Annotated in this window: 17 protein-coding genes; 6 read left to right on the forward strand and 11 right to left on the reverse strand. The window is 33.2% G+C overall.

What is annotated here, in order from left to right; all coding sequences use genetic code 11:
- Window positions 1-139 precede the first annotated feature (139 nt).
- From BC781_RS18615 to BC781_RS18645, 7 genes are all read right to left on the reverse strand, one after another.
- On the reverse strand, window positions 140-445 hold the full coding sequence (locus BC781_RS18615; RefSeq protein WP_109620631.1) for a rhodanese-like domain-containing protein: 306 nt from the start codon (window positions 443-445) through the stop codon (window positions 140-142).
- Between the two features lie 154 nt (window positions 446-599).
- Window positions 600-2171, reverse strand: a complete 1572-nt coding sequence (locus BC781_RS18620; protein WP_109620633.1) for a PCMD domain-containing protein — start codon at window positions 2169-2171, stop codon at window positions 600-602.
- A gap of 18 nt (window positions 2172-2189) precedes the next feature.
- Window positions 2190-2909 carry a hypothetical protein gene (locus BC781_RS18625; RefSeq protein WP_109620635.1) on the reverse strand — a complete coding sequence of 240 codons (720 nt, stop codon included), beginning with the start codon at window positions 2907-2909 and terminating at the stop codon, window positions 2190-2192.
- Between the two features lie 51 nt (window positions 2910-2960).
- Window positions 2961-3575 carry a YtfJ family protein gene (locus tag BC781_RS18630; RefSeq protein ID WP_109620637.1) on the reverse strand — a complete coding sequence of 205 codons (615 nt, stop codon included), beginning with the start codon at window positions 3573-3575 and terminating at the stop codon, window positions 2961-2963.
- Between the two features lie 19 nt (window positions 3576-3594).
- Window positions 3595-4707 (reverse strand): sulfotransferase family protein, encoded by a 1113-nt coding sequence (locus BC781_RS18635; RefSeq protein ID WP_109620639.1) that lies wholly within the window; start codon window positions 4705-4707, stop codon window positions 3595-3597.
- A gap of 340 nt (window positions 4708-5047) precedes the next feature.
- Window positions 5048-10969 (reverse strand): carboxypeptidase-like regulatory domain-containing protein, encoded by a 5922-nt coding sequence (locus tag BC781_RS18640; protein ID WP_109620641.1) that lies wholly within the window; start codon window positions 10967-10969, stop codon window positions 5048-5050.
- 195 nt (window positions 10970-11164) lie between these two features.
- A complete protein-coding gene (locus BC781_RS18645; RefSeq protein WP_109620643.1) occupies window positions 11165-11743 on the reverse strand; it encodes a PhnA domain-containing protein in 579 nt (192 codons plus the stop codon).
- Between the two features lie 349 nt (window positions 11744-12092).
- On the opposite strand from BC781_RS18645, the gene BC781_RS18650 reads away from it, so the two are divergent.
- Both BC781_RS18650 and BC781_RS18655 read left to right on the forward strand, forming a co-directional pair.
- Entirely contained in the window at window positions 12093-13478 is a 1386-nt protein-coding gene (locus BC781_RS18650) for an NAD(P)H-dependent flavin oxidoreductase (RefSeq protein ID WP_109620645.1), read from the forward strand.
- A gap of 496 nt (window positions 13479-13974) precedes the next feature.
- The gene (locus tag BC781_RS18655) at window positions 13975-15081 is read left to right on the forward strand and encodes a hypothetical protein (RefSeq protein ID WP_109620647.1); all 1107 of its coding nucleotides are present in this window, start codon (window positions 13975-13977) and stop codon (window positions 15079-15081) included.
- Between the two features lie 21 nt (window positions 15082-15102).
- Here BC781_RS18655 and BC781_RS18660 read toward each other — a convergent pair whose 3' ends face one another.
- On the reverse strand, window positions 15103-16062 hold the full coding sequence (locus BC781_RS18660; protein ID WP_109620649.1) for a magnesium transporter CorA family protein: 960 nt from the start codon (window positions 16060-16062) through the stop codon (window positions 15103-15105).
- A gap of 206 nt (window positions 16063-16268) precedes the next feature.
- On the opposite strand from BC781_RS18660, the gene BC781_RS18665 reads away from it, so the two are divergent.
- On the forward strand, window positions 16269-18317 hold the full coding sequence (locus BC781_RS18665) for a TonB-dependent receptor plug domain-containing protein (RefSeq protein ID WP_109620651.1): 2049 nt from the start codon (window positions 16269-16271) through the stop codon (window positions 18315-18317).
- 73 nt (window positions 18318-18390) lie between these two features.
- Here BC781_RS18665 and BC781_RS18670 read toward each other — a convergent pair whose 3' ends face one another.
- Together BC781_RS18670 and BC781_RS18675 are read right to left on the reverse strand one after the other, a co-directional pair.
- Window positions 18391-19107: a PspA/IM30 family protein gene (locus BC781_RS18670; protein WP_109620653.1), complete on the reverse strand. Its 717-nt coding sequence runs from the start codon at window positions 19105-19107 to the stop codon at window positions 18391-18393.
- 11 nt (window positions 19108-19118) lie between these two features.
- Complete coding sequence (locus tag BC781_RS18675; RefSeq protein WP_109620655.1) at window positions 19119-19514, reverse strand: type III secretion system chaperone family protein; 396 nt, start codon at window positions 19512-19514, stop codon at window positions 19119-19121.
- Between the two features lie 354 nt (window positions 19515-19868).
- Here BC781_RS18675 and BC781_RS18680 point away from each other — a divergent pair, with 354 nt between their 5' ends.
- Together BC781_RS18680 and BC781_RS18685 are read left to right on the forward strand one after the other, a co-directional pair.
- Window positions 19869-20555, forward strand: coding sequence for an ABC transporter ATP-binding protein (locus BC781_RS18680; RefSeq protein WP_109620657.1), 687 nt, complete (start codon window positions 19869-19871; stop codon window positions 20553-20555).
- A gap of 12 nt (window positions 20556-20567) precedes the next feature.
- Window positions 20568-23015, forward strand: coding sequence for an ABC transporter permease (locus tag BC781_RS18685; RefSeq protein ID WP_109620660.1), 2448 nt, complete (start codon window positions 20568-20570; stop codon window positions 23013-23015).
- On the opposite strand, the gene BC781_RS18690 is transcribed toward BC781_RS18685, so the two are convergent.
- A complete protein-coding gene (locus BC781_RS18690; protein ID WP_146201732.1) occupies window positions 22954-23952 on the reverse strand; it encodes a hypothetical protein in 999 nt (332 codons plus the stop codon). The genes BC781_RS18685 and BC781_RS18690 overlap by 62 nt on opposite strands.
- A gap of 193 nt (window positions 23953-24145) precedes the next feature.
- On the opposite strand from BC781_RS18690, the gene BC781_RS18695 reads away from it, so the two are divergent.
- The gene (locus BC781_RS18695; protein ID WP_109620664.1) at window positions 24146-24811 is read left to right on the forward strand and encodes a LolA family protein; all 666 of its coding nucleotides are present in this window, start codon (window positions 24146-24148) and stop codon (window positions 24809-24811) included.
- The last annotated feature ends 31 nt before the right edge of the window (window positions 24812-24842 follow it).

Genomic DNA, 24842 nt, shown 5'->3' on the forward strand with positions numbered 1-24842 from the left:
AAAGCTATTTTTTATTGAAGTCCAAAAATAGAAGAATTACTTGATTGAATTGATAACAGAACTTCAACAGATAGCGATTTTTTAGTTTAATAACTTTAAGGAATGAGAATTTTAGTTGTTTTTGAGTTTGCTATAAAAATTAGGCATTCGCATTTTGCCAATTTCCAGCATTATAAACTTTTTGATACCCTTCTCTTTCTAGTTGCCCTTTTGCTTGGGAAGCCCTCATTCCAGATGCACAGACCAAGATGATTGGATGATCTTTCCCTTTCAACTTATTCATAAAATTTGGAAGTGCTACAAGAGGAATATTAATCGAACCTTTTGCATGACCAGACTCAAATTCTTGTTTTGAACGAACGTCTACAATCTGAGCACCTTCATCAAGAAGAGCTTTGATATCTACGTCAGTACTGTTTCCGAATAGTGCTTTAAAGAAATTCATGTGTTTTATCTTTTTATGATTAATGATAAAACAAAGGTCGAGTTTTTAGAAATGACATGCTGTAACTTAAGTTACATGGAATAAGTATGAAAAAAGAAAACCCTGTGAGCTGAAAAAACAGTCGACAAGGTTTTCAAAGAGCTGATGAATTAATTTAGTACTTCAGCTTTACGTTATTGATTTCTATATTACTCCCAATTACACCATTCATATTGTCGCCATCATAGCTAGAACTGAATACTACAATTGCATGAGTTGGAGTAGCAGTCGGGTCTGCCCAATAGCCTTCTTCAGGGCTAAACTCATCACCTACTTTTGGCTGCATGTGAGCGTAGTCTGGAAGGTTTGGAAGTTCTCCATAATGAATTGGAATGTCCAAATGTTGCCAGTCAGAGAATGATTCGAAGGAACGATACCAAGCTGTTCCTAAGCGGTAGCGTTTTTCATTTTCACCTGTACCTTCCCTCACCTGAAGAATTATGTAGATGTCGAATCCATCTTGATAATTATCTTTCGATTTCATTTCTGATTTGAAATCTACTTCAAAGGAACTAGGTCTTGTAGTGAAAGGCATTCCAAAGTTTGTTTTTGGAATAATCCCGTTCGCTTCCATTGTACCTGTAAATAAAGATCCTGCAGCCAATACCCCCATTACACTCTTAGATTCAAGATGTGCATAAGTATCAGAACCTTCTGTTTTAGGCGTTATAGTGTTTGCTGCTATTTTATTCATTGCTGCTCCAATATCACCGCTACCCCATACAGAATTTTCATCGTGACCTGGTAAATGGTAATAACCTGCATGACCGCCAATAAAGTTTTTCACTTCAGTATCGTACCAATCATTCATCATAGAAAACTCTACTTGAATAGCTTCTTGTACTCGGATAGTCCATTCTTGCGTATTTCCAGATGCAGTAGTGATAATTACTTTTTGAGGCTCACTAAAGTCTGTGATAGTGCTAATTTCAGGATTTGATGATGCTCCCTCTTGAAGAATAACCTCTGTAACATTCAAGCTTGATAAATCTGTACCTTCTGGCATTGTAATTTCTACCAACTGATGATCAACATAGATAGAATCACTTATGGCACCTTCAACCTCTACACTTTTTATAGCAGGTTCATAACTCACATTGATCGTCCATTCACTCTCATCACCAAACTTAGACGTTAGCGTAGTTTTGACCGGCTCTGAGAAATCAGAAATCTCCATTGGGTCAGGGTCAGCTGTTGCTCCGTCTGAAATTTCAAATTGAGTTAATCTGATATTAGTTAGATCAGCTTCATCACCAACCAATAGATTTACAGTCTGATTTCTTTCATCAAAAATCGCATCTCCATATTGGTGTTCAATGGCAATAGCTGTGATTGACGCTTGTCCGTATACCACTTGAACGGTCCAGTCATAGTCTTGGTAAGTGGTAATTGTATACAGTCTTTCAGTTGTAAAGTCTTCGATTTCTTCTATTTCAGGAGTCATTTCTGCTCCTTCAGTGATTTGGTATTCTAGCACTTTAATTTGTGAAAGATCAATCTCATCTGCTACCTCAACAGTTACAATTCGGTTTTCAGTATCAATAATTGTTGGCTCTGTTTGCCCTTCAACATTAAACACTAGAAATTCTCCGAGTACAACTGGATAAGGAACTCTATCTTCAATACAAGATGATATAACACCTAAAAAAAGTGTAAGGATTAAAAATTTTGAATATGTTCTGTTCATTTATTTAGTCGTTGAAGATTAGAAGTAGAAAGAAACACCAATGTTCAAGCTTAATAGGTCGATCATAAAGTCGGCACTACTTGAAGTTCGTGTTGAAGTATCCACTTGATTTTCTGTTTTAGTTTCCCATTCGGTTGAGAACCCAAGAACATTTAGTGAGACTTCTACCGCAGTAAAGTCATTGATAAATGCTACTAAACCAGGACTAACACCGATTTCTAGTGCATTAATTCTTGAGAATGAACCATTTGTTTCCCCATCAATTGTCGCAATTGATTGTTTCTCTTCGTATGAATGTCCAATACTTGTTTCATTGAATAAGGCAAAACGATTTGAGGTACCAAGTCTCAAATAATTTCTCATGAATATTTTGGTACTGAATCGTTGAGAAATATCATCGTATGATGTAGGTGTATCAGATAATATTTCGCTAGAGCCTAAACTTTTCTTTCTTTGGTACACAAAACGCCCACCAATCGCCATATCATCTTTGATAAAGTAAGCGGCAAATGGACTTACTTTAAAATTGTAATTCTCAGATGTGGTATTCCCCATCAGGCCTAAGAGGGCATCGAAATTATGGTAAGATTTTGTATTGTATGCAAAGTCACCCCCGATAAGCCAAGTTCCTTTCTCGATAAATGGCTCAGGAACTTCAATGACTCTTTTTTGTGCATAAGAAGTACTCACGTTTAAGGCTATAAACGTGAGTAAGAAAATTGAAAATAGATTTTTCATTTGTTTGTCGTTAAGTCATCTTAAACAGATCGTGTTCGTGATTTTGACTGTTTAAGCACCTTTCTTGGTTTTGTTCGTATTCTTTTGTTGGGTAGATATTGTTGCAGAATTGCTTTTATCTTGCTCTAAATATCCTTTAAGCCATGTGATGAAACGTTCCGTTTGAGGTTCGCTCAGTTCTTCTTCTTGGTAAAAAAGAACTTCACCTTCTTTGCTGACTACGATAATCGCAAACTGGTCATTTACATCTCCAAGGTTCCAAGCTTTCTTTAGAATATGATCAGGGTCTGTGTAGATTTTAACATTATGCTTTGCGTTCTTTTTTTCTTCCTGTCTGATCATAAATCTGACTACACCATTTGGGAAAAAGGGTGCGTCTTTTAGGTTCACAATACCAAAGCCATAGAAGTCTTCTCCATTTAGTTCTTCCTCTTTCATTCTTTCGGTCAAAAAAGAATTTCGGCTTGGTTTGTCTGGGTCAGAGTAATAAACCATCAAGACTTTTTCTCCAAAAAATGGAATGTCAACAGGTTTATCTTTTGAGTCTCTGATTTTTACATTTTCTATTTTATCTCCTACTTCAACGGTTTTTTTCTCTTGAGAAAAACCTAGATTTACGGCAAATAAAAGGAGTAAAGTGGGTAAGTAAAATTTATTTGTTAGCATGATGAATTCGAGTTTGATGTTATTTTTGAAGTCTGTAGTTCCAACGGTCTAGGGCAAATCCCCAGTGTTTTTCTACTTTTTCGATAGTCTCAGGAGCGTAGTTATAAGCGTTTTTCTTATAGCCTTTCTTCTCCCCGATATAAGCCTTGAAGTTCGGTAGTGCTTCATTATAGCCTTCAAGTCCTAGCTCTTTGTATATCTTTTCGAGATTACCAAAATTGTCTTCTTCAAAGTCTTCAAACCTTAATTCTATCAAGTTTCCTGATGGAATAAGATGCTTTTCGGCTTCATATTTTTCGTGTACTCCTTTGTAGACTTCAAGAATATTGTTTTCTAGTTTTTCATCAGAAATTTCTTGTAGGCTAATACCCTCTAAAGTTCCTCTAAAAAACTTTCTAGTTGATTCAAAAACAGTATATGGATTCCTTGTTAGGAAAATGAATTTTGCATCAGGATAAATTTCCAATAGTTCTTTTACACGGCTTGTATGAGGCGGATTTTTTGAAATAAAACGTTGCCCTCCAGTGTTCAGAACTGCTTTCTTAACTAACTTCTGATAAGTCGTTTTCCATTCCTCAAATTCAGTTTCGGAAATTCCTTCAAACATTAAATATTTTTTGTAATACTCAATCGCATCATTTGGAAAGTACCAAAAGTTGTAAAAACTATGCGGACACATGTTTCCTATGGCAAATTCTTCTTCTTGAGGATAGTTTACCCCAAGCTCAACATTATCTGTTGCACGTTTTTTAGGCATAGCAACTTTCATGAAGTTTTTAAAAATCGCTGATCCTGAAAAAAGAATATTTGGGAACACACCATGATAAGTATCTACATAAGCAAATTGCTTGTCTTGGCTCATGATATTGTGAAGGTGCGTGGTGCCACTTCTCCAATGTCCAAGAATGAAGACTGGTGCTTTATCTATTTTTAATTCATCTATTTTTTGATTGTACGTTTTGTTTTCTAGCCAAGTAAATGGTTGTGCGATAAGGCTGACTAGTTTTGTTCTTGGGAGTCTGTTTTTCAAAGAAGGGCTAACTTCTCTGTTTTCAATCACTTTTTTCAAATTAGGGTAATGGCTTCCGACTAAAGAAGTCATAGCAGGTAAGTTGAAGTCTTTTTTACTCATACCTTTTGCGTGTTAAAAATATTTATGCGGTTTTATGATGTACAATTAGTACAGGAAAGACGCACAAAACAGTAAAATGGTATCACTCGCTTAAGATTTATTTTCCTAATTTGATGTTAAATCGAATGGTAATGAATGTTACGTTTACATCTAATTGAAATAGAGTGAATTATTTACAAATAGATGTTTGCTAAATGCTATTGATTTGTAAATATTTAAAGGTTTGTTTTTCGTGATTTAGCTCTGAAATGATTACCCTGATAGGATGATCTTTTCGATATAAAAAAGCCTTACCCATTTAAATGAGTAAGGCTCGAAGAATTGAATAAGGTGTGTTCAATTATAAATTAGGACGATTTTCATCGTTTATGATTACCTTTTTCATTTTATCATTTGCATAGAAAGTTGGGAAGTACATCAGTTCTACTTTTGCGGGATTTAGATTAAAGCTTCCTGTAAATCTTGCTGTCAAATCAATTTCAAATCTATATTCTCCAGCCTTCAATTTAGAGCAATAAATAGCAGTCTCATTCTTGAAGAATTCTCTATGTGTTTCAATACTTCTATTTATATTTTTAGAGGAATATGAACATCCGGCAGGGATAGGCACATTAATCATTACGTATTCTGCATCTTTATGGACAGTGACATATGCAATCAATTTTATGTCTTTCCCTGCAATAAGTTGGTTATTACGTGCCTCTTTAACATAAGTCACGATCTCAAAATCATTGTTTCTAGCTTCTGGAGCGTTGTTCCAATAACGTTGATAGAATGTGAAGTATACAGGCTCATCACCTTCTTTCTGAATTTGAATAGACTCATTCGGGGAAATAGTAGTAGCGTAAGGGAAGCTTTCAATTTCCTCTTTGATACCGCCCGAAATCCTAAGTTTAGCTGAATGATATTCCTCCTTATCTTCTAAAAGACCGTCTAATATTGTTTCAACTATTTTTGAAGACTCGTAAGTATTAGTCCAGAAACCATTCTTTCTATTTTCTAATAAATAATTGATGATTTTAGGCAATCGTTGATCGTCTTTGTCATGATGTTTAATCATCTGATAGGCTAAAAGAGTAGTCTGAATATTATTATTTAAGAGATTAAATTGATGACCTCCTTCGTAGAATATATTTCCAAAGATTGTTTCTTTCTGATACTGATTGAGTGTATCTAAGTTGACTTCTAAATCAACTTCTTGTTTAAGTCGTTGAACTCGAAGGTAACTATGCAATGAATGTTTTTGCTGATTTAGAGAGTCATTAAATTGTTTCTCTAGTTTTTCCAATTCGGATATATAGTCAATTGAAGCATCTAGTTTATGAAGTATTTCTAATTGATTTAATCTTTTATCAATGTTTGCGGCATAGTCAAGCTCCCAAATGTATAAGTCTTTTAGCGACTCTTTATCTATAAAAGTTTTGAAGCCTGATTCCTCAGCTTCTAAAAGAGCTTCAATCGCATAATTTGAGATCCAATTGATTGAAGTAGAGTTTTCCCACCATCCCCAAGTCAGTTGATCGTTTCTTCGTTTATTAAGTAATCTGATAATTTTTTTGATGGCTTTATCTTGACTAAACTTTTTACCTATAGCTTCATCAATTCTCTTTTGGCTGACCAACATTTTAAGTTTAGAGGATAGCTGTTCATTACAGAGGTATCGATAAGAAACTACATGTTTTATCTCTTCTTGAACAAGATCAATCAAGTCGGATTGCGCATAAATATTTACTTCTCCTAAGCGCTCATCAAAACTTAAATCAAGGGTTGTGTCTTTGTTAAGAACAAAAAACTCGCCTTCCGTCTCTTCTAGTCCGAGTGGGAGTACAGGGATTTTCTTTTTCTCTCCATCATAATATTCTAAATCATCTTGATAGATTTCGTATTTGATACTTAAGCTATCTCCCTTAGCTATTACAGGAAGTTTTTCGATCGAAGATTTTGCACATAATTCAACCTCATCATTAACGAGATGTTCATTGACATAGAATTTCTTAGAAACTCTCATGGTATCGGGAAGGTAGTTTTTGACCTTTCCAATAGCTTCTAATGTATCTCCTTCTACTAAGAATTTTGGAATAGAAGTTTGAGCCAATAATGGTTTATATGACTTTATGCTACTTTGCGTTTGACCTGTCTGTTTTTTAGTATTTGCCGCTAAGAAGAATGTATTCCATTTCGTGACATCATCTGGAAACTTAACTTTGAATTTGGCTTTTCCTTCTTTATTTGTGATCAGTTTTGGCTCCCAAAATGCTTCATCAGAAAAGTTTTGTCTGAGAGAATTGGATTGAGAAGATAAATCTGGAAAATCACTTTCAAGTTCGGTATTATTTTCATTTGTAGCTTGTAACTGAATGGGGCCTTTAGTTGAAATTATAATGACACCATTTGAAGCTCTTGAACCATAAATAGCTATTGCTTCAGTATCTTTCAATACCATCATTTCTTTGATAGAGCTTTGAGGGAAGTTATTAATATTTCCAGCATACACTTTCCCGTCAATCACCACTAATGGCTGATTGTTGGTGTTGATACTACTAAGTCCTCTGATTCGAATATTAGAACCTTTTCGCCTATTTATAGATACACCAGCTACAGCACCTGTAAGTGATTTTCTTGTTGAAGAACCATATCCAATTACAACAACTTCTTCTAGTTGTTCAAAGTTTTCTGATAAGGATATATCAAAGAAATCAGAATCAATGAAAATTTCTCTTGTTTCAAAACCTATATAGCTTATTTGTAAAGTGTTGTAGTCTTTAGGAACATTAATCGTAAATTCTCCCTCAATATTTGTAACTGTACCAAAGTTAGTTCCTTTTACGATGACTGAAACTCCCGGTAGAACTCCTTGTGAATCTCTGACTACACCACTGACCAAATAACCTGAACCTGTATATTCAAAGTTTTCAAAATAAGATTGTCTCAGTTCCTTGAAAACTTTTTCTTCTTTTACATAAAAATCTTCATTCGTAAATAAGTGTCTTTCAATGATGTCACTCACTTCTTTACTAAACTCATCTTTTTCGAGTTGTTGAGGTTGATAAACCTTAAGAATTGTCTGTCCTTTTTCTTTCACAAAAATAGAGTCCTCGATATGATACTCTTGGTTTGGGTAAAAGAATATCATTTTGTAGAGTCCTTCATTTAAGTTGTGAAGAACTCTGTCTTTACCTCTATATATTTTAGTGAAGTAAGGTGTGTCATTTCGCAGAAGAACTATATTTGTAGGCTCTTTTTTGAAGGTGTCTTTTGTCGGACTATAGATCTCAAAAGCTATTTTGGCTTTGCCTTTTTGTGTATAATTCGGGTTTGAATACTTAGATTTAGATTTTTTAAGGGCATCTAAATAAGCTTGCCATTGAGCTTCAATTTTCTCTTTGTATAAAATTTCATCATACAGAGATTCTGGTGTATGATCAAATTCATATAGCTTGTTTGGGAAATGAGGTTTATCGATTGATCTCATCTTTATTTTTTTCCCTGAGAATTCATATTCAAAACCTGATTCGTGGAAGAAACTGTGAGAAATACCATCTATTTGTTCTAGTTGAACTAAAGCCTTTACAGGTCCTGCAATGTTAGGTCCATTTTTTCTAGAGTTTAATAAGTAGGTCTGTCCATTTGAAGTGATATGTGTGTATTTACCTCCAAAATTATCACGGAATCTGAAGTTATATAAGCTGGCAAGTCTTTTCTCTTTGTAGTCTAATTGATCACCTTTTGGCTTGTTTTTGATGTTTTCACCTCTAATAGATTCATCCAAACTAAGGATTAGTTTTTTACCCTTCTTAAAATCGACACTATCTAGTGTGATTTCCCTTTCTGATGTTCGGAGTTTTATTTGATGTTTTCCCGGTTTTATGGAAAAGGAATATGGTGATTTTACCGTAGCCCAACTAAAGTAGATAGGAGTTTCATCCACATAAATAATGTATATGTTTTTGAATTTTCCATCTTTTACGACAAATGGAGCAAATTGAGTTTTTGAATCTGAAGTTTCATACTCAAACCTATAAATACTGTCTTGAGGAAATGTGAATTGATAGTATGCAATACTATCTAATGAATGATTGGATTGCCATTTTGTATAATTGATAGGAGCTTTGAAATGCGTATTTAAATCCTCTTTTCTGAATGAATTTATGACCTTTTTCTGTTTTCGCTGTTTTGCAAATGTAGGGACTTGCGGTGCGGTATATTTAAACTTTTGAGTCAGTCCGTAGGCTGTAAGGTCTACATTTTCAACTGGCTCACCTTTGTAATCTGTAACACTTACTTCAATTTCTGTTTCTTGGCCTGGGAAAATAATATTGGGTTGTTCAACATTTAAATTCAGTATCCTGTCATTTACGTCTACTGAATACATTTTATTTTCAACTTTACCAGCCCATATGAATGACGCAGAAATAAAATAATTCGCTTTCGAAGATTCTTTTTGTTTAAACTCAAGAGTTGTACCATAGCCTTTATCAATCAATTGATTGACTTTATAGATATGGTAACTAAAAGGAATTTCTCTTGGGTTTTGAATCTGTATGCTAATCGAATCAGCAGTTCGCTCGGTAAAACAATTGAAATTTGAGTTTAAATCAGATATTTTCTTCTCAGTATTTAAATGTTCTGTTTTTGCGATGTACTTAAAAGCATAAGGATCTAGTTTTAATCGATAAGGTGTTTCCGAGGTCTCAATTAAAATTTCATTTTGGAAATGGTCAACTTTATAAATATCAATTTCTTTCGGTATTTCACTTCCATTTTCAGCGTAAGTAAAAGATAAAGAATCTTGCTGCTCTTCAATCAGAATTTCTTTTAAGGAATAGAAATAAGAGAATTGCTTTTTCTTCTCTAATTTTTCATTGTCAGAGGTTCTTAATGTGACATTGACTGTATAATCGAAGTTTGCTTTTGGAAATTCTTTGTCGGATATGTTGATTTTCGTTTCTCCTGTTTTTTTCAATTCTTTTGAAAAAGACATCAATGTATCCGGTACAAAGACATGATCGTCGAAAGTAGCTTTAGGCGACTTTGATAAGACCACAATATCTAGTTTCCCATCATAAATATTCAAATCATTCTCGTCTTTCCCACTTACATAAAAAAGAATAGAATCCTTTTTATAATGGTTTTTCTGAGCTGTCCTAAGGATGAGGTTTATCGATTTTAGTTCGTATTCTTCATATCTAAAAGCAGTAGACTTATAGATATCTTCTTGCTTATCATCTGAAAGAAGAACAAGTTGATAGTTTCTATCTAATTGAAGTTTTAGTGAGTCAGCAATTTCAAATTCATATTCGTATGCACCTTTTTGATATGGACGAATTGTAGAGATATATTTATAATTATTGTATCCTTTCTTAATTGCTACTTTAACTTTTTTATTGATAGGATTTCCTTTCTCATTGGTCAGAAAAGCTTTCAGTTTTATCGTATTATTAGGCTTAAATTTGGGCTTGTTTAAAACTAGATAACCTTTTGCATGATCTTGCCACCCACCATTACAATAGTCAGGATCGAATAGGCACACGGTTTTTTCATAAAGATCAACAAAGAATTGTTTAGTGTTGTAGATTGATCCAATGAGATAACCATTCGAAATAGATTTTACACCATCAATCGGTAAGTGTATCACATAGTCTATTGGCAGCCAGATGTATTTTATTGGAGTTCGGTAGATGATAGGCTGATAAAAACGTTTGAAAGCTGAGTTTTTATAAGTTCTATTTAATTGGGTAAATGAAGTGATATTATTGTAACTGACTTCAAGTAATCCTTTTTTGTTAGATTTTTTATCGGTAAAAGTCTTAGTTTTTGCATCATATTTTAGCTTTTTCCCATCTACAGTTACTGTAACTTGTTTGATTGAATTGCCTTCTAGATCAAGTACTTTGATCATTAAATCTGTCTCATTACCGAATACTTCTATGTGAAAATCTAATACAGAGGCGATATCAAAAAACTGAATATCCTGTCGTGCATAAGTTTTAATATAGTGTCCTTTCTCTAATTCTAGGCTCTTAGGATTTTCTGTAGGAAATGAATCAACTAAGGTGTGGAGAAATGATTGATCAATTTCAGTAGAGGTGTTAGTATATACTTCTCTAGCCTCAGCCTCTTTAAGTTTATAAACATAGGTGAATGGACTACTTTTTCTACTGTTCAATAAATCTTGTCCGTTTATTGAGAATGTACTTAGGAAGAGTATAAAAAATACATTTAGCCCGAGTAGAACTTTTATTGGAAAGAGTTTTGGTAGCATATCAAAAAAATGAGGTTTACAGAATCTTTTATGAAAATAGGATGATGTCTAAAAATAGAACATTTTAGAGGAAAGGTTGAATTTTAATTATTAAAAAAAGTTATCTAATCAAGGGTTTAAATAGAAAAGACTCTAAATAGCCTTTCAGCGTATTTAGAGTCTTTTTTCTTATCAATAAAGCTTGAAAATGATTGGTTAGGTTTTCTTGACGTATTGTGTAAGAATCACAATCATCTGACCATTCACTCTACCTTCAATATAAGTGGCATTTTCTCGGTCTAATGAGATATTTCTAACAGCAGTTCCTCTTTTTGCAACCATTGATGATCCTTTCACATTCAGATCTTTTATCAAAACTACAGAATCACCATTTTGAAGCGTAACGCCATTACTGTCTTTATGAATTACTTTCTCAGAGTCATCTAAATGATCTCCCGTCTCTTTAGCAAATGCTAAGGTCTCTTCGTCCAAATAAAGCATATCTAGCAAATCTTGGGGCCAACCTTCTGAGCGTAGCCTGTTTAACATTCTCCATGCAATCACTTGTACCCCAGTGTGCTCACTCCACATGCTATCATTTAAACATCTCCAGTGGTTCGAGTCCATTTTGCTCGCGTCTTCAATTTGCTCATGACAAGTACCACAAACGAGAGCAGATTTCTCTACAGATTCGCCAAGTACAGGAGGAACATTGTATACTTGTAGGTGTTCTTCACTACCACAGAGTTCACATTTTGAACCGCTTCGAGCTCTTAGCTCTTTTTCAATACTCATCTCTAATTGTAATTAATTGATAGAATATAAAAATTTCAAAAGACTTGAAATTGAATCGTTCTACCCTAAAACAAATTTTTAAACAAAGATATCATTTAAACTAAGATTTTATTTGAACTACTATCTGATCGTAGATATAAAGGTTCTTTTGTTAATCGGAACGCGCACATTTACAGTTTTTTATATAAGTTGTTTGTTGATGTTTAATCGGGCTGATTATGAAGTAAATGTATTTATTAACAGTTGTTTGTTACTTTATTTTTGAAAAAAATATCTAAGAATGTCACAAACGAATTCTTTTCTAGTCTTGGAGTTGACGACCAAGTATTTTTTATAAAAATTGACCAAGATGAAAAGTATTCAGAAAATGATGATCTCTGGAAAAGAGGTTTATCCTATTATTGAAGGTGGAAAAGGTGTAGGGATCACAAATGGAGAAACTGCAGGTGCTTTTGCTGCAGCCGGTGCTGTTGGTACTTTTTCTGGAGTACACGCCTTGTTGTATGATGAAGAAGGGAACTATGTCCCTATGGATTTGAAGGGTAAGAATCGCCTTGAAAGAACTAGAGAAAGAATAGAGTATGCTATCAAAGGTGCTTTATCTCAGATTAGAATAGCACATAATAAATCAAACGGAAATGGACGTATTCATATGAACCTACTTTGGGGGATGATGGGTACAGAAGAAATTATCCGTAGAGTCTTAGAGCAAGCTGAAGGAAAACTTCATGGAGTAACATGTGGGGCAGGGATGCCATATCAGCTTGGAGAAATTTGTGCTGAACACAAAACATATTATTATCCAATCGTATCATCTGCTCGTGCCTTTATGGTACTTTGGAAAAGAGCTTATAATAAACACCCAGAATGGTTAGGTGGTGTAGTTTATGAAGACCCTTGGAAAGCAGGCGGACATAATGGATTGAGTAATAAAGAGAATCCAGAAAAGCCAGAGCCTCCATACGAAAGAGTAGTAGAGCTACGTAAAATGATGGATAGATTTGGACTTCAAGAAGTTCCTATCGTTATGGCAGGTGGTGTATGGACAATAGATGAGTTTAAAGATTGGATTGATAATCCAGAAATTGGAAAGATTGCTTTCCAATTGGGTACAAGACCTCTTCTTACACAGGAAAGCCCAATTCCTGATGCATTTAAACAGAAACTTCTAAATCTTCAACCAGAAGATATTACACTTAATAAATTTAGTCCAACAGGATTTTATTCTTCAGCAATCATCAATGACTTTTTGAAAGAACAATTTGCTATGTCAGATAGACAAGTTGAGTTCAAAAAAGAGCAAGATGATGAATTTGAAATCCCTAACGGAAGATATTTCATCAAGAAAGAAGATAAAGAAAGAGTTACTTCTTGGATTGAAAGTGGGTTTACAGAAGGCTTGCGTACACCAGATGATACATTGATGTATGTGAGTGAAGATAAAGCAAAACAAATAAAAGCAGATCAGCAAGGGTGTTCGGGATGTTTGGCAGCCTGTAAGTTTAGTTCGTGGGCAGCAAGCGAAGAGCATCGATTTACTACAGGAAACCGTATGGATCCACGTAGTTTCTGTATAATGAATACTTTACAATATTTGGTCGACGATAAAGATGCAGAAAAACAATTGATGTTTGCAGGACACTCTGCTTTTCGATTCCAAAAAGATCCTTTATACAAGGATGGATATATACCAAGCGTTAAGGAACTAGTAAGCCAGCTAGTACAATTCAAATAAGTTTCACTATTTGAGAAAGGCTGTCAGAAATGACAGCCTTTTGTTTTTATAGACTTTCGTGATATAAATTCAGTTGAAATCAATTCTACAACTCGGCTTCCATTGGTATTTTTTCAAGGAAAGTATAAAAAATACCCATTTTGGGGTATAGACTTTTATATGCGGATATTCTAATTTTGAATATCATCTTTAAATAATTAGTTGAAAAAGAAATTTGAGCAATAAGCAAAAGAAGTTCTTCTGACTTATGCAGAAAAGTATAAAATTAAGTACAGACTAAAAGCTTTTTAATTTTACCTATTATCAAGAACCTGGGGGATTATCTCTTGGGTTCTTTTTTTATTTGTGAGATTATATAAATATCCCTTGTTTTTCAACTTTTAGCTTGAGTCACATTTGCTTCAAATAAAAGCTGTGTAATGAATCGCGCTGATTTTTTATAAACAATACAAAAGCAAAGAAGATATTCATGTTAACTAAAATCATATAGTTTAATATGAAATATAAATATCTACTTCTTTTTGCCTTTTTATTGTTAGGAATGGGGCAGCCAAAATGGGAAGCAATTCTTTTAATCAGAAACTCAGCTAGTAATTTTCATGTCTTTGTTGATCGTTACCAAAACTTAAATGATTTGGAAGTGGTAGCGGAAATTGATGGAGAAAAATATCATTTCTCTTTAAAGGAATATGGCCGGAATGTAAAAATACCATTTGGTAAGGAGGGGTGGATAGGAGTCAGAACTGACAATAAGTGGTTAGCTTCAATTAGATTGGGGGGAATCAGGGATTGTTCAATTAAATATTTTGAAGAAAGAATCGTTCAGATGAGTTTAATTGATGAGCAAAATGGATTTAAAGAAGCATTAGTAGATGCAGCAGAGGAGGAGATTGAAAAGAATGAAAGTAAGGCAGAGTTTAAGATTTTTGGTATAGAAAAAGTAAACTCAGATTTAGACATTATTGATGCTTCTGATGCTAAAGCAGTAGCTAACCGAAGAATACATCTTCCGAATAGGGTTTTAGGACTAAATATTTTTGAACAATTTTTGGTAGAGTATGACCCTTATAACTTTGAAATAGATCCTTATTCAATTATGTCAGTAAATGATATTCCCTCAGAAATCATTGAAACGGCTGAGTTTATGAAAGAAAACTACGTTGCTGAACATGATTTAGGTAATTTCCTCATTGTTTCTGATCTGAAAACAGATAAAAAATATTTTTTTGATGGTGATAAGCTTTTCAATTTTAGTCCAAATGATTTCAAATTGCAATGGGATAAGCACACTGAAATGTTCCGCTTTTTCAATGCGCATAATATAAAAATGAAACCTGAGTCTAGAAGGTGGCTTGGGCTTTACATTGGAGATGAATTTATTGGTGCTTTTAAAAGGAAGTTAGAATACAAATTTGAATTAGAGGGAGAGGATAAGCTCTTAATTACCTCAAAAAAAGGAATGCATAGCATAGAGGTGAAAAATTATACTTGTAAAGTCACAGCTAATAATGGAAAGTATGTAAGAGTACTTGAGTTAGATGAAAATAATATGAAAGCTAAAAGACAGCAGGTTGATTTACAGTTAGCCCAATTTCAAGATTAATCATCTTCAAATCTAAAAATACTAATCAAACCATCCATTTGATTTAAACCACCAAATTTGTCCTAGAGTAATTAATAACATGAAACCAAGTGCAACAAAATATCCAGAGTTCATTTTTAATTCTGGCATATTTAGAAAATTCATACCATAAATTCCCGTAATAAAAGTGAGTGGTGTAAATATAGATTGAATTATCGTTAAGGTATTTAACCTTCTGTTTCCTTTTTCTTGTAATATTAATTGGTGTTGAGATTGTATTACATTGAGTTTTCTATCTAGTCTTTCAGCAGCACTAAGTAAATGGTCAAAACCTTTAATGGTGTCTAGAAACTCCTTGTAAAAAGTTTTATTAAAATCAGACCATTCTATTAGTGGAATCACATTGATCATGTTGAATTGGTCTTCTATAATATTATGAAGTCTAGAGATATTCTGCTTTGTAGAGATGATGGTATTCATATTTATTTCAGGAGAATTGAAGTCAATCTCCTTTGAAATTGATCTTACTATTTCTCTAGCTTGTGCAAGGTTCGTGATATCATCTTGAATGATTTCATTGATCATTAGATTTAAAACATGCCCAAGGCTAGCTTTAAGACTTTTCTCAGTAGTCCAAGATTCAATTTCTATTTCTTCAAAAACCTCATTATCAGGTGTACATATCGTAATTAAAAAATTTTCTTTCAGTAAGAATGTCATAAAGTCATATCTGTAAGGATCAATCTTTTGTGAAACTTTCAAATTGAAAATCAAACACGATGAGATACTCCGAGCATGGGTAGATTGTTGTGGCTCTACGATATTGTCAATAGCTTTTTGGGAAAGTTGAAGTTCATTAAATAAGGCATTTAGTTCATTTTTTTTAGTGGTTTTTATCTGAAGCCAGTATTTATCATCCGTTTTCTCTTTAAAAATGTCTTTGGGGAATTCGACAGTATGTATTTCGTTTTGTGATATTTTCCTTAAAACTAGTTTCGTCATGGGTATCAAGATTATAAAGTAGGGGTAAGCTAAGTCATTAGATCTAAAAATAAGATTTGAGTAATTAACATTTAATTAGAAACAGCAAAAAATACAATTCTATAAGGGTTAATATTTGTTTTTTAAAGTTTGCTCTAAAAATGTTTATAGAGTAAAACTTTAGTATTTTTGCGCAAATTTTTAGGTTATATATTCAATATACGATCATGACTTTTTTTAAACATTGGACAAGAAAAGGCTATGCTCTTTTCAACACATTAGGGAAATCAATTAAAATCTGTGTACTTCTAACGACAGTTTTAGGTAGTTTTTCACAACAGGTAATGGCACAAAATGAAGCTGAAAGCGAAACGGAAAGAGAAACCTCAAAAGAGTATGCCGAAGAGGAGGTATTACTAAATGAGGTGGTTGTGCAAACACAGCGTGTTCCTGCCGTCTATTCCCAGCAAGCTAGGGTAGTGAATGTCATCACAAAAGATCAAATCAAACAAGCTCCAGTTCAAAGTATCCAAGAACTATTAGAATATGTATCTGGAGTGGATATTCAACAAAGAGGCCCGATGGGTATACAGGCCGATATCAGTATCAGAGGAGGATCGTTCGACCAAGCATTGGTACTCTTAAACGGAGTAAATATCAATAACCCACAAACTGGACACCTTAATTTAAACCTCCCTGTAGATATCGAAAGCGTAGAAGCTGTAGAAATTCTTCAAGGGCCAGGTTCTAGAGTATTTGGCCCAAGTGCTTTTAGTGGTGCAATTAATATTATTACCAATAAAAGTAAAGAAAATAATATTTCATTGAATGCAATGGGTGGTGACTTTGGAACATATAAAGTTGCACTTTCAGGTACTTATAATTCAGGAAATATGACTCATTTTGTTTCTGTAAGTAATGGAGCAAGTGATGGATTTGCTCGTAATACAGATTATAATACAGAAACATACTATTACAATGGTAACCTACAGACTTATATAGGAGATTTAGATTTGCAAGTAGGGTATGGAAATAAAGCTTTTGGAGCTAGTACTTTTTACTCTGCAAATTTCCCAGATCAGTTTGAAGAAAACTCCTCTCTTTATACAAGTCTTAAGTTTACTTCTAATACAAAAGTAAAATTCTCTCCTTTAGTTTACTGGAATCGTAGTCAAGATAGATTCGAGTTGTTTAGAGACTTTAATAATGCTGCTGATTGGTATGTTGATCATAATTACCATATGACAGATGTTTATGGTACTAACTTATCAGCAGAATATGAATCTAAGTTTGGTATCACTGCTATTGGAGTTGATTTTAGGTCTGAAAATATTTTAAGTACTGTTTTAGGTACTGATATGGACGAGCCTAAAGAAATACCTGGAGAAGAATCATTATTTACTAAATCTGAGTCTAGACATAATATATCTACTTATTTCGAGCATAATTTATATCTAAATAAGTTTACCGCTTCTTTGGGAGTTATGGCTAACTGGAGTCAGAAATATGAAGGAGATTCATATACTTTCAATACTTTCCCAGGTGTAGATTTGGCTTATGATTTAGGAAAGGGCTATAGTGTTTTTGGTTCTGTGAATACAGCAATGAGACTTCCTACATTTACTGATATGTATTATTCGGGACCAACAGATCTAGGAAACCCTGATCTAGAAGCAGAAAAGTCGATTACTTTTGAAGGTGGATTCAAATTTGGTAAGTCCTCATTGAATGCAAGTATTTCAGCTTTTAATAGATTGGGAAAAAATATAATTGACTGGGTACAAACTGAAGAAGGTGGACAGTTTGTTGCAACAAACGTTCAAGAACTAGACACTAAAGGTTTTGATCTGTTTGTTCAGTATTCTCCTCAAATGGATTTTGGGAAGTCTATGCCAATTAGAAAGGTCACAATGACTTATACTTATCTAAATGTTGAGGCAAATGAGAGTGAAGAGGAAGTTTCTAAATACGTACTTTCAAATCTTCGTAATAAATTAGTACTTGGTCTAGATCATCAGATTTTCAGAAATCTATATGCAAATTGGCAAATCAACTATCAAGATAGAGCTTATAATACTTGGAGTTTGGAAGATCAAACAGAGAATCCTTTTGAACCTGTTTGGTTGATTGATGCTAGAGTTTATTATCAAAAAGATTTCTATACATTCTATGTTGAAGCATCGAATTTATTAGATGTCGATTATGTAGATTTTATTTCTGTCGAACAACCAGGAAGATGGATTAAAGCTGGTTTGAAATTAGATTTGAACTTATAATTCAAAAGCGATTTAAAATAAAAAACCGAATATGATCACTCATATTCGGTTTTTTTGATGCCTAAAGTTTCAACTACTCAGGGTTATTCTGATTTAGTTTTAACTTCGCTTTTAAGGCTTCAAGTTGAGGTGTAGAATTGCCAGTTCCAGGACCAATTGCTTTATTTATTTCATCATCAACACTTGTTTCAAGTGACGCGATATCTCCATAAGATTCTGCTAAAGCTTCTTTTTCTTCAACTTTTTGCTTCATTCTTTCTAGTAGATTAATTGTACTAGAAGAGTCAACATTGGCTAAAGTCTTATTCAATTTGGCAGAAGCTTCACTTACTTTAGCTCTAGCCTTAAGTGTTTTAGCTTCATTCTCCCATTTTGAAATTTGAGATTTGAGACTCTGAATATTCTGCTCCATTTTAGCAACTTGTCCCTCATTTTGAGAAAGCATTTTATGATGCGTTTGAGCAGCTGTCATAGCTTGTTCTTTTTTAGACAAACATTCAGATGCTAACCTATCCGCTTCTTCAGGAACTAATTGACCTGACTCTGCTTTTTGAAGAAGTAAGATTGCTTTACGTTCGTATTCTTCAGCTTTATCTTTGTTTGACTCATATTCTTTACGAGTTCTGATTGTCAAAGCTTTTACTTCAGCAAGCCCTTGCATACTCTTCGTAAGGTCTTGTTTTAAGTCTCTGATACCCTGTTCTGTCATTTTTACAGGGTCTTCCAATTTATCTAATGCGCTGTTCACTTCAGCTGATCCGATTCCAAATAAGCGTTTAAAAATTGACATATAGGAGTAAATTAATTTTTAGCAAATTCAAGTAATTTCTGATAGTACTCACCCATGAGTAAAGAAAGTGCATTAATACTTCCTTCTAGCTCATTTAGATCAAGATTTTCTAATTGTAGGGTATCTCTAAACAATAGTTTATTTCCTTCTTCATTAAGAGCAAATGCTCCGTGAACAATTTCTCTGTTCTTGATCAGAAGCTCTTTGAACATATCTTGAGAAGGTGTATTGATGTCGAAAAGCATCATCTCAATTACAAGAATTGGATCTTCGCAATCGACTACCAAATTTACAATACCATCGTCTTCTGAATCGATGATAAATAATTCTTCTTTTTGGTCTTCATGTTTAATATCAAAACCTAATTCAAGAAGGTAACCTTTTACTTTATCAAAATGAACACTCATTTTATAGGTATTATTTTATGAATAAAAAATATTGAAACTTATTGATCAATGAAATTAAGTTAGCTTCAAAATAATAAGATTAATATAAATCGTTATGACATTATAAAAGCAGTTTTAGATTTCCTTTTATAAGTCCTATTTTTATATCGTTTTCGTTGTATGTATACGAACGAATTTAGGATAGGTTATTCTTTAAATTTCATGTTCATAATTGACCAAGATGAACTTTAGCTTTTCATTATCGGACACTTTTTGTTGTTGTGATTATTTGTGCAAAACATTGAAAAATAAGGTGGTATAATCTTATGGTCTGTTTGTTGATATTGAATAGGGTGACTTTTTTAATGAATTGATATGCTAATACAAACTATAAATTTATCTAAGTCTTATTCAAATTATAATGTTGAAACATCTGGTATTCAAGATATTAATTTGACGATTAATCAAGGAGACTTTATTTCTATAATGGGACCTTCGGGTTGTGGAAAGTCGACACTTTTAAATTTATTAGGACTTTTAGATGCCCCAACAGAAGGTCAAATTCTTTATAAAGGAGAAGATGTAAGTACTTTTTCGCCTAAAAAAAGTGCATCATTCAGAAGAGACTATATCGGTTTTGTATTTCAAAACTTCAATCTAATTGATAGTTTGAATGTATATGAAAATATAGAATTACCTCTAGTTTATCAGAAAATTGCTCCTTCAGAAAGAAAAAGAAGGGTTCATCAAGTTATGGAGCGATTGAATATTCTGCATAAAGAGCCATTTTTTCCTAAACAAATTTCTGGAGGACAACAACAGCGTGTTGCTTTGGCTAGGGCAGTGGTTACAAAACCTGAACTTGTATTGGCAGATGAGCCAACTGGAAATTTAGATTCGGCAAGAGGGCAAGAGGTTATGGAATTACTAGCTGAATTGAATGAAAATGGAACAACTGTAGTAATGGTTACCCACTCTCAGTTTTGTTCAGATTATGCTCAGAAAGTATTACATCTTTTTGATGGTCAGTTAGTGACAGAAAATATTCATTTGGGGCGTTAAAATTAAAGGGTTTTGATTAAGAATTATCTGATTATAGCATACAGAAACTTATTGAAAAACAGGTTATACTATCTGATAAGTATACTTGGACTTTCTGTTGGTATAAGTTTTTTTGCATTACTATTACTTTTGGTGAAAAGAGAGTTGAGTTTTGACCAATTTCACTCAAAATCTGATCGTATTTATCGAGTAATAGAGGAAATAAATTCAGATAATTTTGGCGAACGTTCTTCAAGTTTACCGATTGGTTTTGCGCCATATTTAAAAGAAAATTATTCAAGTTATGTTGAGGATGTCGTAAGGCTGTATAACATGCAAGTTCCTCATCATACGGTTTCACTCGAAAAAGAAGATGCCCTTAAAAGTTATAATGAAGAACACCTCTACTTCGCAGATGAAAAGTTCTTTGATATTTTTGACTTTCCTATTGCTTATAAGCTCATACAGGAGCCTTTAAGAGGAAAAAATAATGTAGTTTTATCATATCAGAAGGCTAAAGAACTTTTTGGTGACCCACAATTAGCGTTAGGAGAGAAGATCTATTTTCAACAAATATATCCACTTAAAGTCGTCGCGGTACTAGAAAAGGAAACTTGGAAATCCCATCTCAAATTTGATTATCTCATTTCTTTTTCTTCGCTAAGAGACTTACAACCTGAGGTGTATAAGATGAAAGAATGGGTTTGGAATCCATGTTGGACATATATTCTTTTAAAAAAAGAGGTAGAACCTTATGATTTAGAGTTTTTCTTCCCCAATATCATCGAAAAAAAATTCCCTTCATTTTTACATTCTAATTTAGAATTAAGCTTACAGCCACTTACGGAGGTACATCTTGGTGAAAAATACGATTATGATTTAGCTCAGAAAGGAGATATTCAAAGTATTCTAATCTTTTTAGGAATCGCCTGTACGCTACTTTTTATATCGGCAATCAACTTCATAAATATGCAAGTGGCGATTGCCTCGCAACGTGTACAAGAGTTTGGAATTCGAAAGTCAGTAGGAGCTTACAGATCAGAGGTAATAGAACAATTCTTAGTTGAAGTACTTTTAGTGACTTTAATATCGGTACTTTTTGGTATGATGATTCTAGAAGTATTCACAGAAATGTGCATCTTCTTTGAGTTTGAATTTATCTCCATTTCCCAATATGATTTTGAATCACTAATGACATATATGGTCATTGCTGCCTTTACAGTTGGTGTTATATCTTCAATATATCCTACTTATGTGTTGAGTAATAATAAGCCTGCTGTTTTAATAGGTTCTCATATTTCGTGGGGGAGTAATCTTTTTTCTGAAATTTTAGTAATCACACAGTTCTGTATTTCCTTTTTCTTATTAGTAAGTGCTATTGTTGTCAAGTCTCAATTGGATTTTCTCGAAGATAAAGAGGTCGGTTTTGACCGTGAGAAGATATTGGTTATACCTATGTCAGATCTTAGGTATACCTATATGAACAACAAGTGGAAAAAGAAATCATTATATAAAAATCTGAAAGAAGGTTGGGAAGAGTCTAAAAGAGTTGAGTTTGTTACAGCTGTTGACGAGGTCGTCGGTCTAGGAGTACAAACTAGTAACTTTATGTTAGAAGGTTCTAAAGATATGGCTTTCCTTCCATTTGTGAGGGTGAATGACGACTTTATAGAGGCTTATGGATTTAATATAATAGCTGGTAGGAGTTTTAGAAAAAGAGCTGAGGAAAGGTTTTATGCGCTAATAGTAAATCGTAAGATGACTGAACTCTTAGGTTATGCTACTCCAGATGAAGCTATTGGTCATACATTGAAAATAAATCAACATGGCATAGAAGAAAAGATTGTGGGAGTAGTTGAAGATTTCCATTTTGAAAGCCTTCATAATGCTATAAAACCAATAGTTTTTGATCTGAACTTTGAGTTGAATCAACTTTCATATTGGACAAAGTACTTTGTTTTAAGAGTAAATAACCGAGATCAAGAAAAAGTTTATTCAGAAGTGAAGAAGGTTTGGAATGAGAATATTGGTGAAAAACAGTTCTCTGCTTTTTGGTTAACTGAAAAGATGAAACAACATTATAATATTGAAGAATTCTTAATGTTGGTGTCTTCAATTTTCACAATTGTAGGACTAATTATAGCCTGTACGGGTTTATTTGGATTGTCCTTCCTTTTGACTCAACAAAGAAGTAAAGAATTAGCGGTCAGAAAAGCAATTGGAGCAACAAGTTGGCAGATGTTTTTAATTCAACTGAAGGTATTCTTCGTTCTGACCTGTAAAGGCTTGTTGGTAAGTGTTCCTTTAGCATATTTAGTCCTAAATGGTTGGTTGAGTTCTTATCAGCAATCAATAGAATTAACTATATGGCCATTTTTACTCGGAAGTTTTACTTTGTTTATTTTAACGTTCCTAACCATTAGTTATCATACGATTCAAGCTTCTTTGAAGTCTCCAGTGGAAGACCTTCAGTCGGCGTAGCATTATTTTTCTGATCTTGTAATTCCTTGTAGAATGAAATTCCGACAGGCATACCTTTGCCTTGTTCATGAATGGTAAAATAACCTGTTGCATCTTCATTCCAGCAGATGCCTTCTCCTTGAGGCTCGTACTTATTGACTAACCTTATTGGATCAGATTGGAAGACTTGATCGAAAGGAATACTATCTTTTTTCCATAGAAATATATCATTATAATTTCTTAGAATGAGCCAGTTCCTCTTCGAATTATAATCAGCTGAAGTAATGTAGTTAAGCGGTATTAGCGTTTCAAATTTAGCTGCTGAAACTTGATGATTAGCTAAGGTGAGATCTATACTATATAGGCTTGAAACAGTTTCGTTCTTATTGATAATATATAATCTTTGTTCTTCAGGGTTTATAAATATGGATTCGGCATCTTGATGAGGATCTTTAGGATAGAAGAACTTTCTGATTTCTTTTACTTTCGTTTTTATGATAAAGTCATTGTAACTAGGAATTTTTGGTTCTTCTATTTCATAGATATACTTCGTGCTAAAAATATTTTGATTGTCACCAATATCTGCAATGTAAATGATGCTTTCTTTTGATGTAGAATCATAACTAGAACAAATATCTTCCCAGTCTCTATTGGAAATTCCTTCTATGATCAATTTACCTTTATAAGAGCCGTCAGAAGGATTTATTAAGAACAAGGCATTTTCACCATCACTATCATTGTGAATCCAAATAAGTCCTTTTTTTTGGTTTGATAAACAAAGGCCAGAAGCTTCTTCATATAAATGGTTTTGATCTAAGACTTGTCTAAATCTAAATCCAAAAGATTTACTATGAGGAAACATATTCCGATCTAAAATTTCATTATTTTTAGCGGATTTTGAACAGTTAGTAATACTGACTAATAATATGAGTAGAAAAGTCAGATGGGCCTTTTTCATATTTATTTTTTCGCTTAAAAACTGAGCGTAATTTCAGTATTTAAAAGTCGAATAAGAAAGCTTTCTTGGCTTTTTACGAAAAAAAGTTAAAAAAGGATAGTATTCTTAAATAATCTGAAATTATCTGCACATTCATCAATTAAATTGTCTTTTTGGAAGTTAATAAGATTTGAATAAACAAACTTTTATCTTTATGAAACATATTTTCACTGCTTTTTTAGGGCTTTTCATGGTTTTATCAAATGTGACTTTTGCACAAAAAGATGCAAAGGCTAAAAAAGTATTAGATCAAATGAGTGAAATGTATAAGTCACTTGATGGTTTTGAAGCTAATATTTTACAAGAAGACTATAAAACAGGTGATGATAAACCTCTAGGGTCTAATCTCATTGAGATTGCTGTAAAAGGTAATAAATACAGATTGACATTAGGAGATCAGGTGGTTTACAATAATGGTGAGGCTGTATATACTTTTATGAAATCAGATCAAGAAGTTACCGTAACAGACCCAGAAGAAGAGGGCGATGATGTGATGTCTGATCCTTCAGCTATTTATACACTTTATGAGGAAGGATTTAAATATTTGTATAAGGGTAGTGAGTCTATGAATGGTGCTCAATACGATGTAATTGATCTTTCTCCTGAAGACCATAAAAACGATGAATTTAACTTCTATAGATTAGTTATGTATATCAATAAAGCTAATCATCAATTAGATAGATGGGAAGTTTATATGAAAGGAAATTCTAAGTGGAATCTGTTTAAAGTATCTAACTTTAAAGCAAATAGCTTAGAGGATAATCTATTCACTTTTGATGAAGCAAAATACCCAGATGTAGAGGTTATTGATCTACGATAATAAAATATTATTGCATAAATAATAAATCCCC

The organism is Sediminitomix flava (genome assembly GCF_003149185.1).
Classification (GTDB): Bacteria; Bacteroidota; Bacteroidia; order Cytophagales; family Flammeovirgaceae; genus Sediminitomix; species Sediminitomix flava.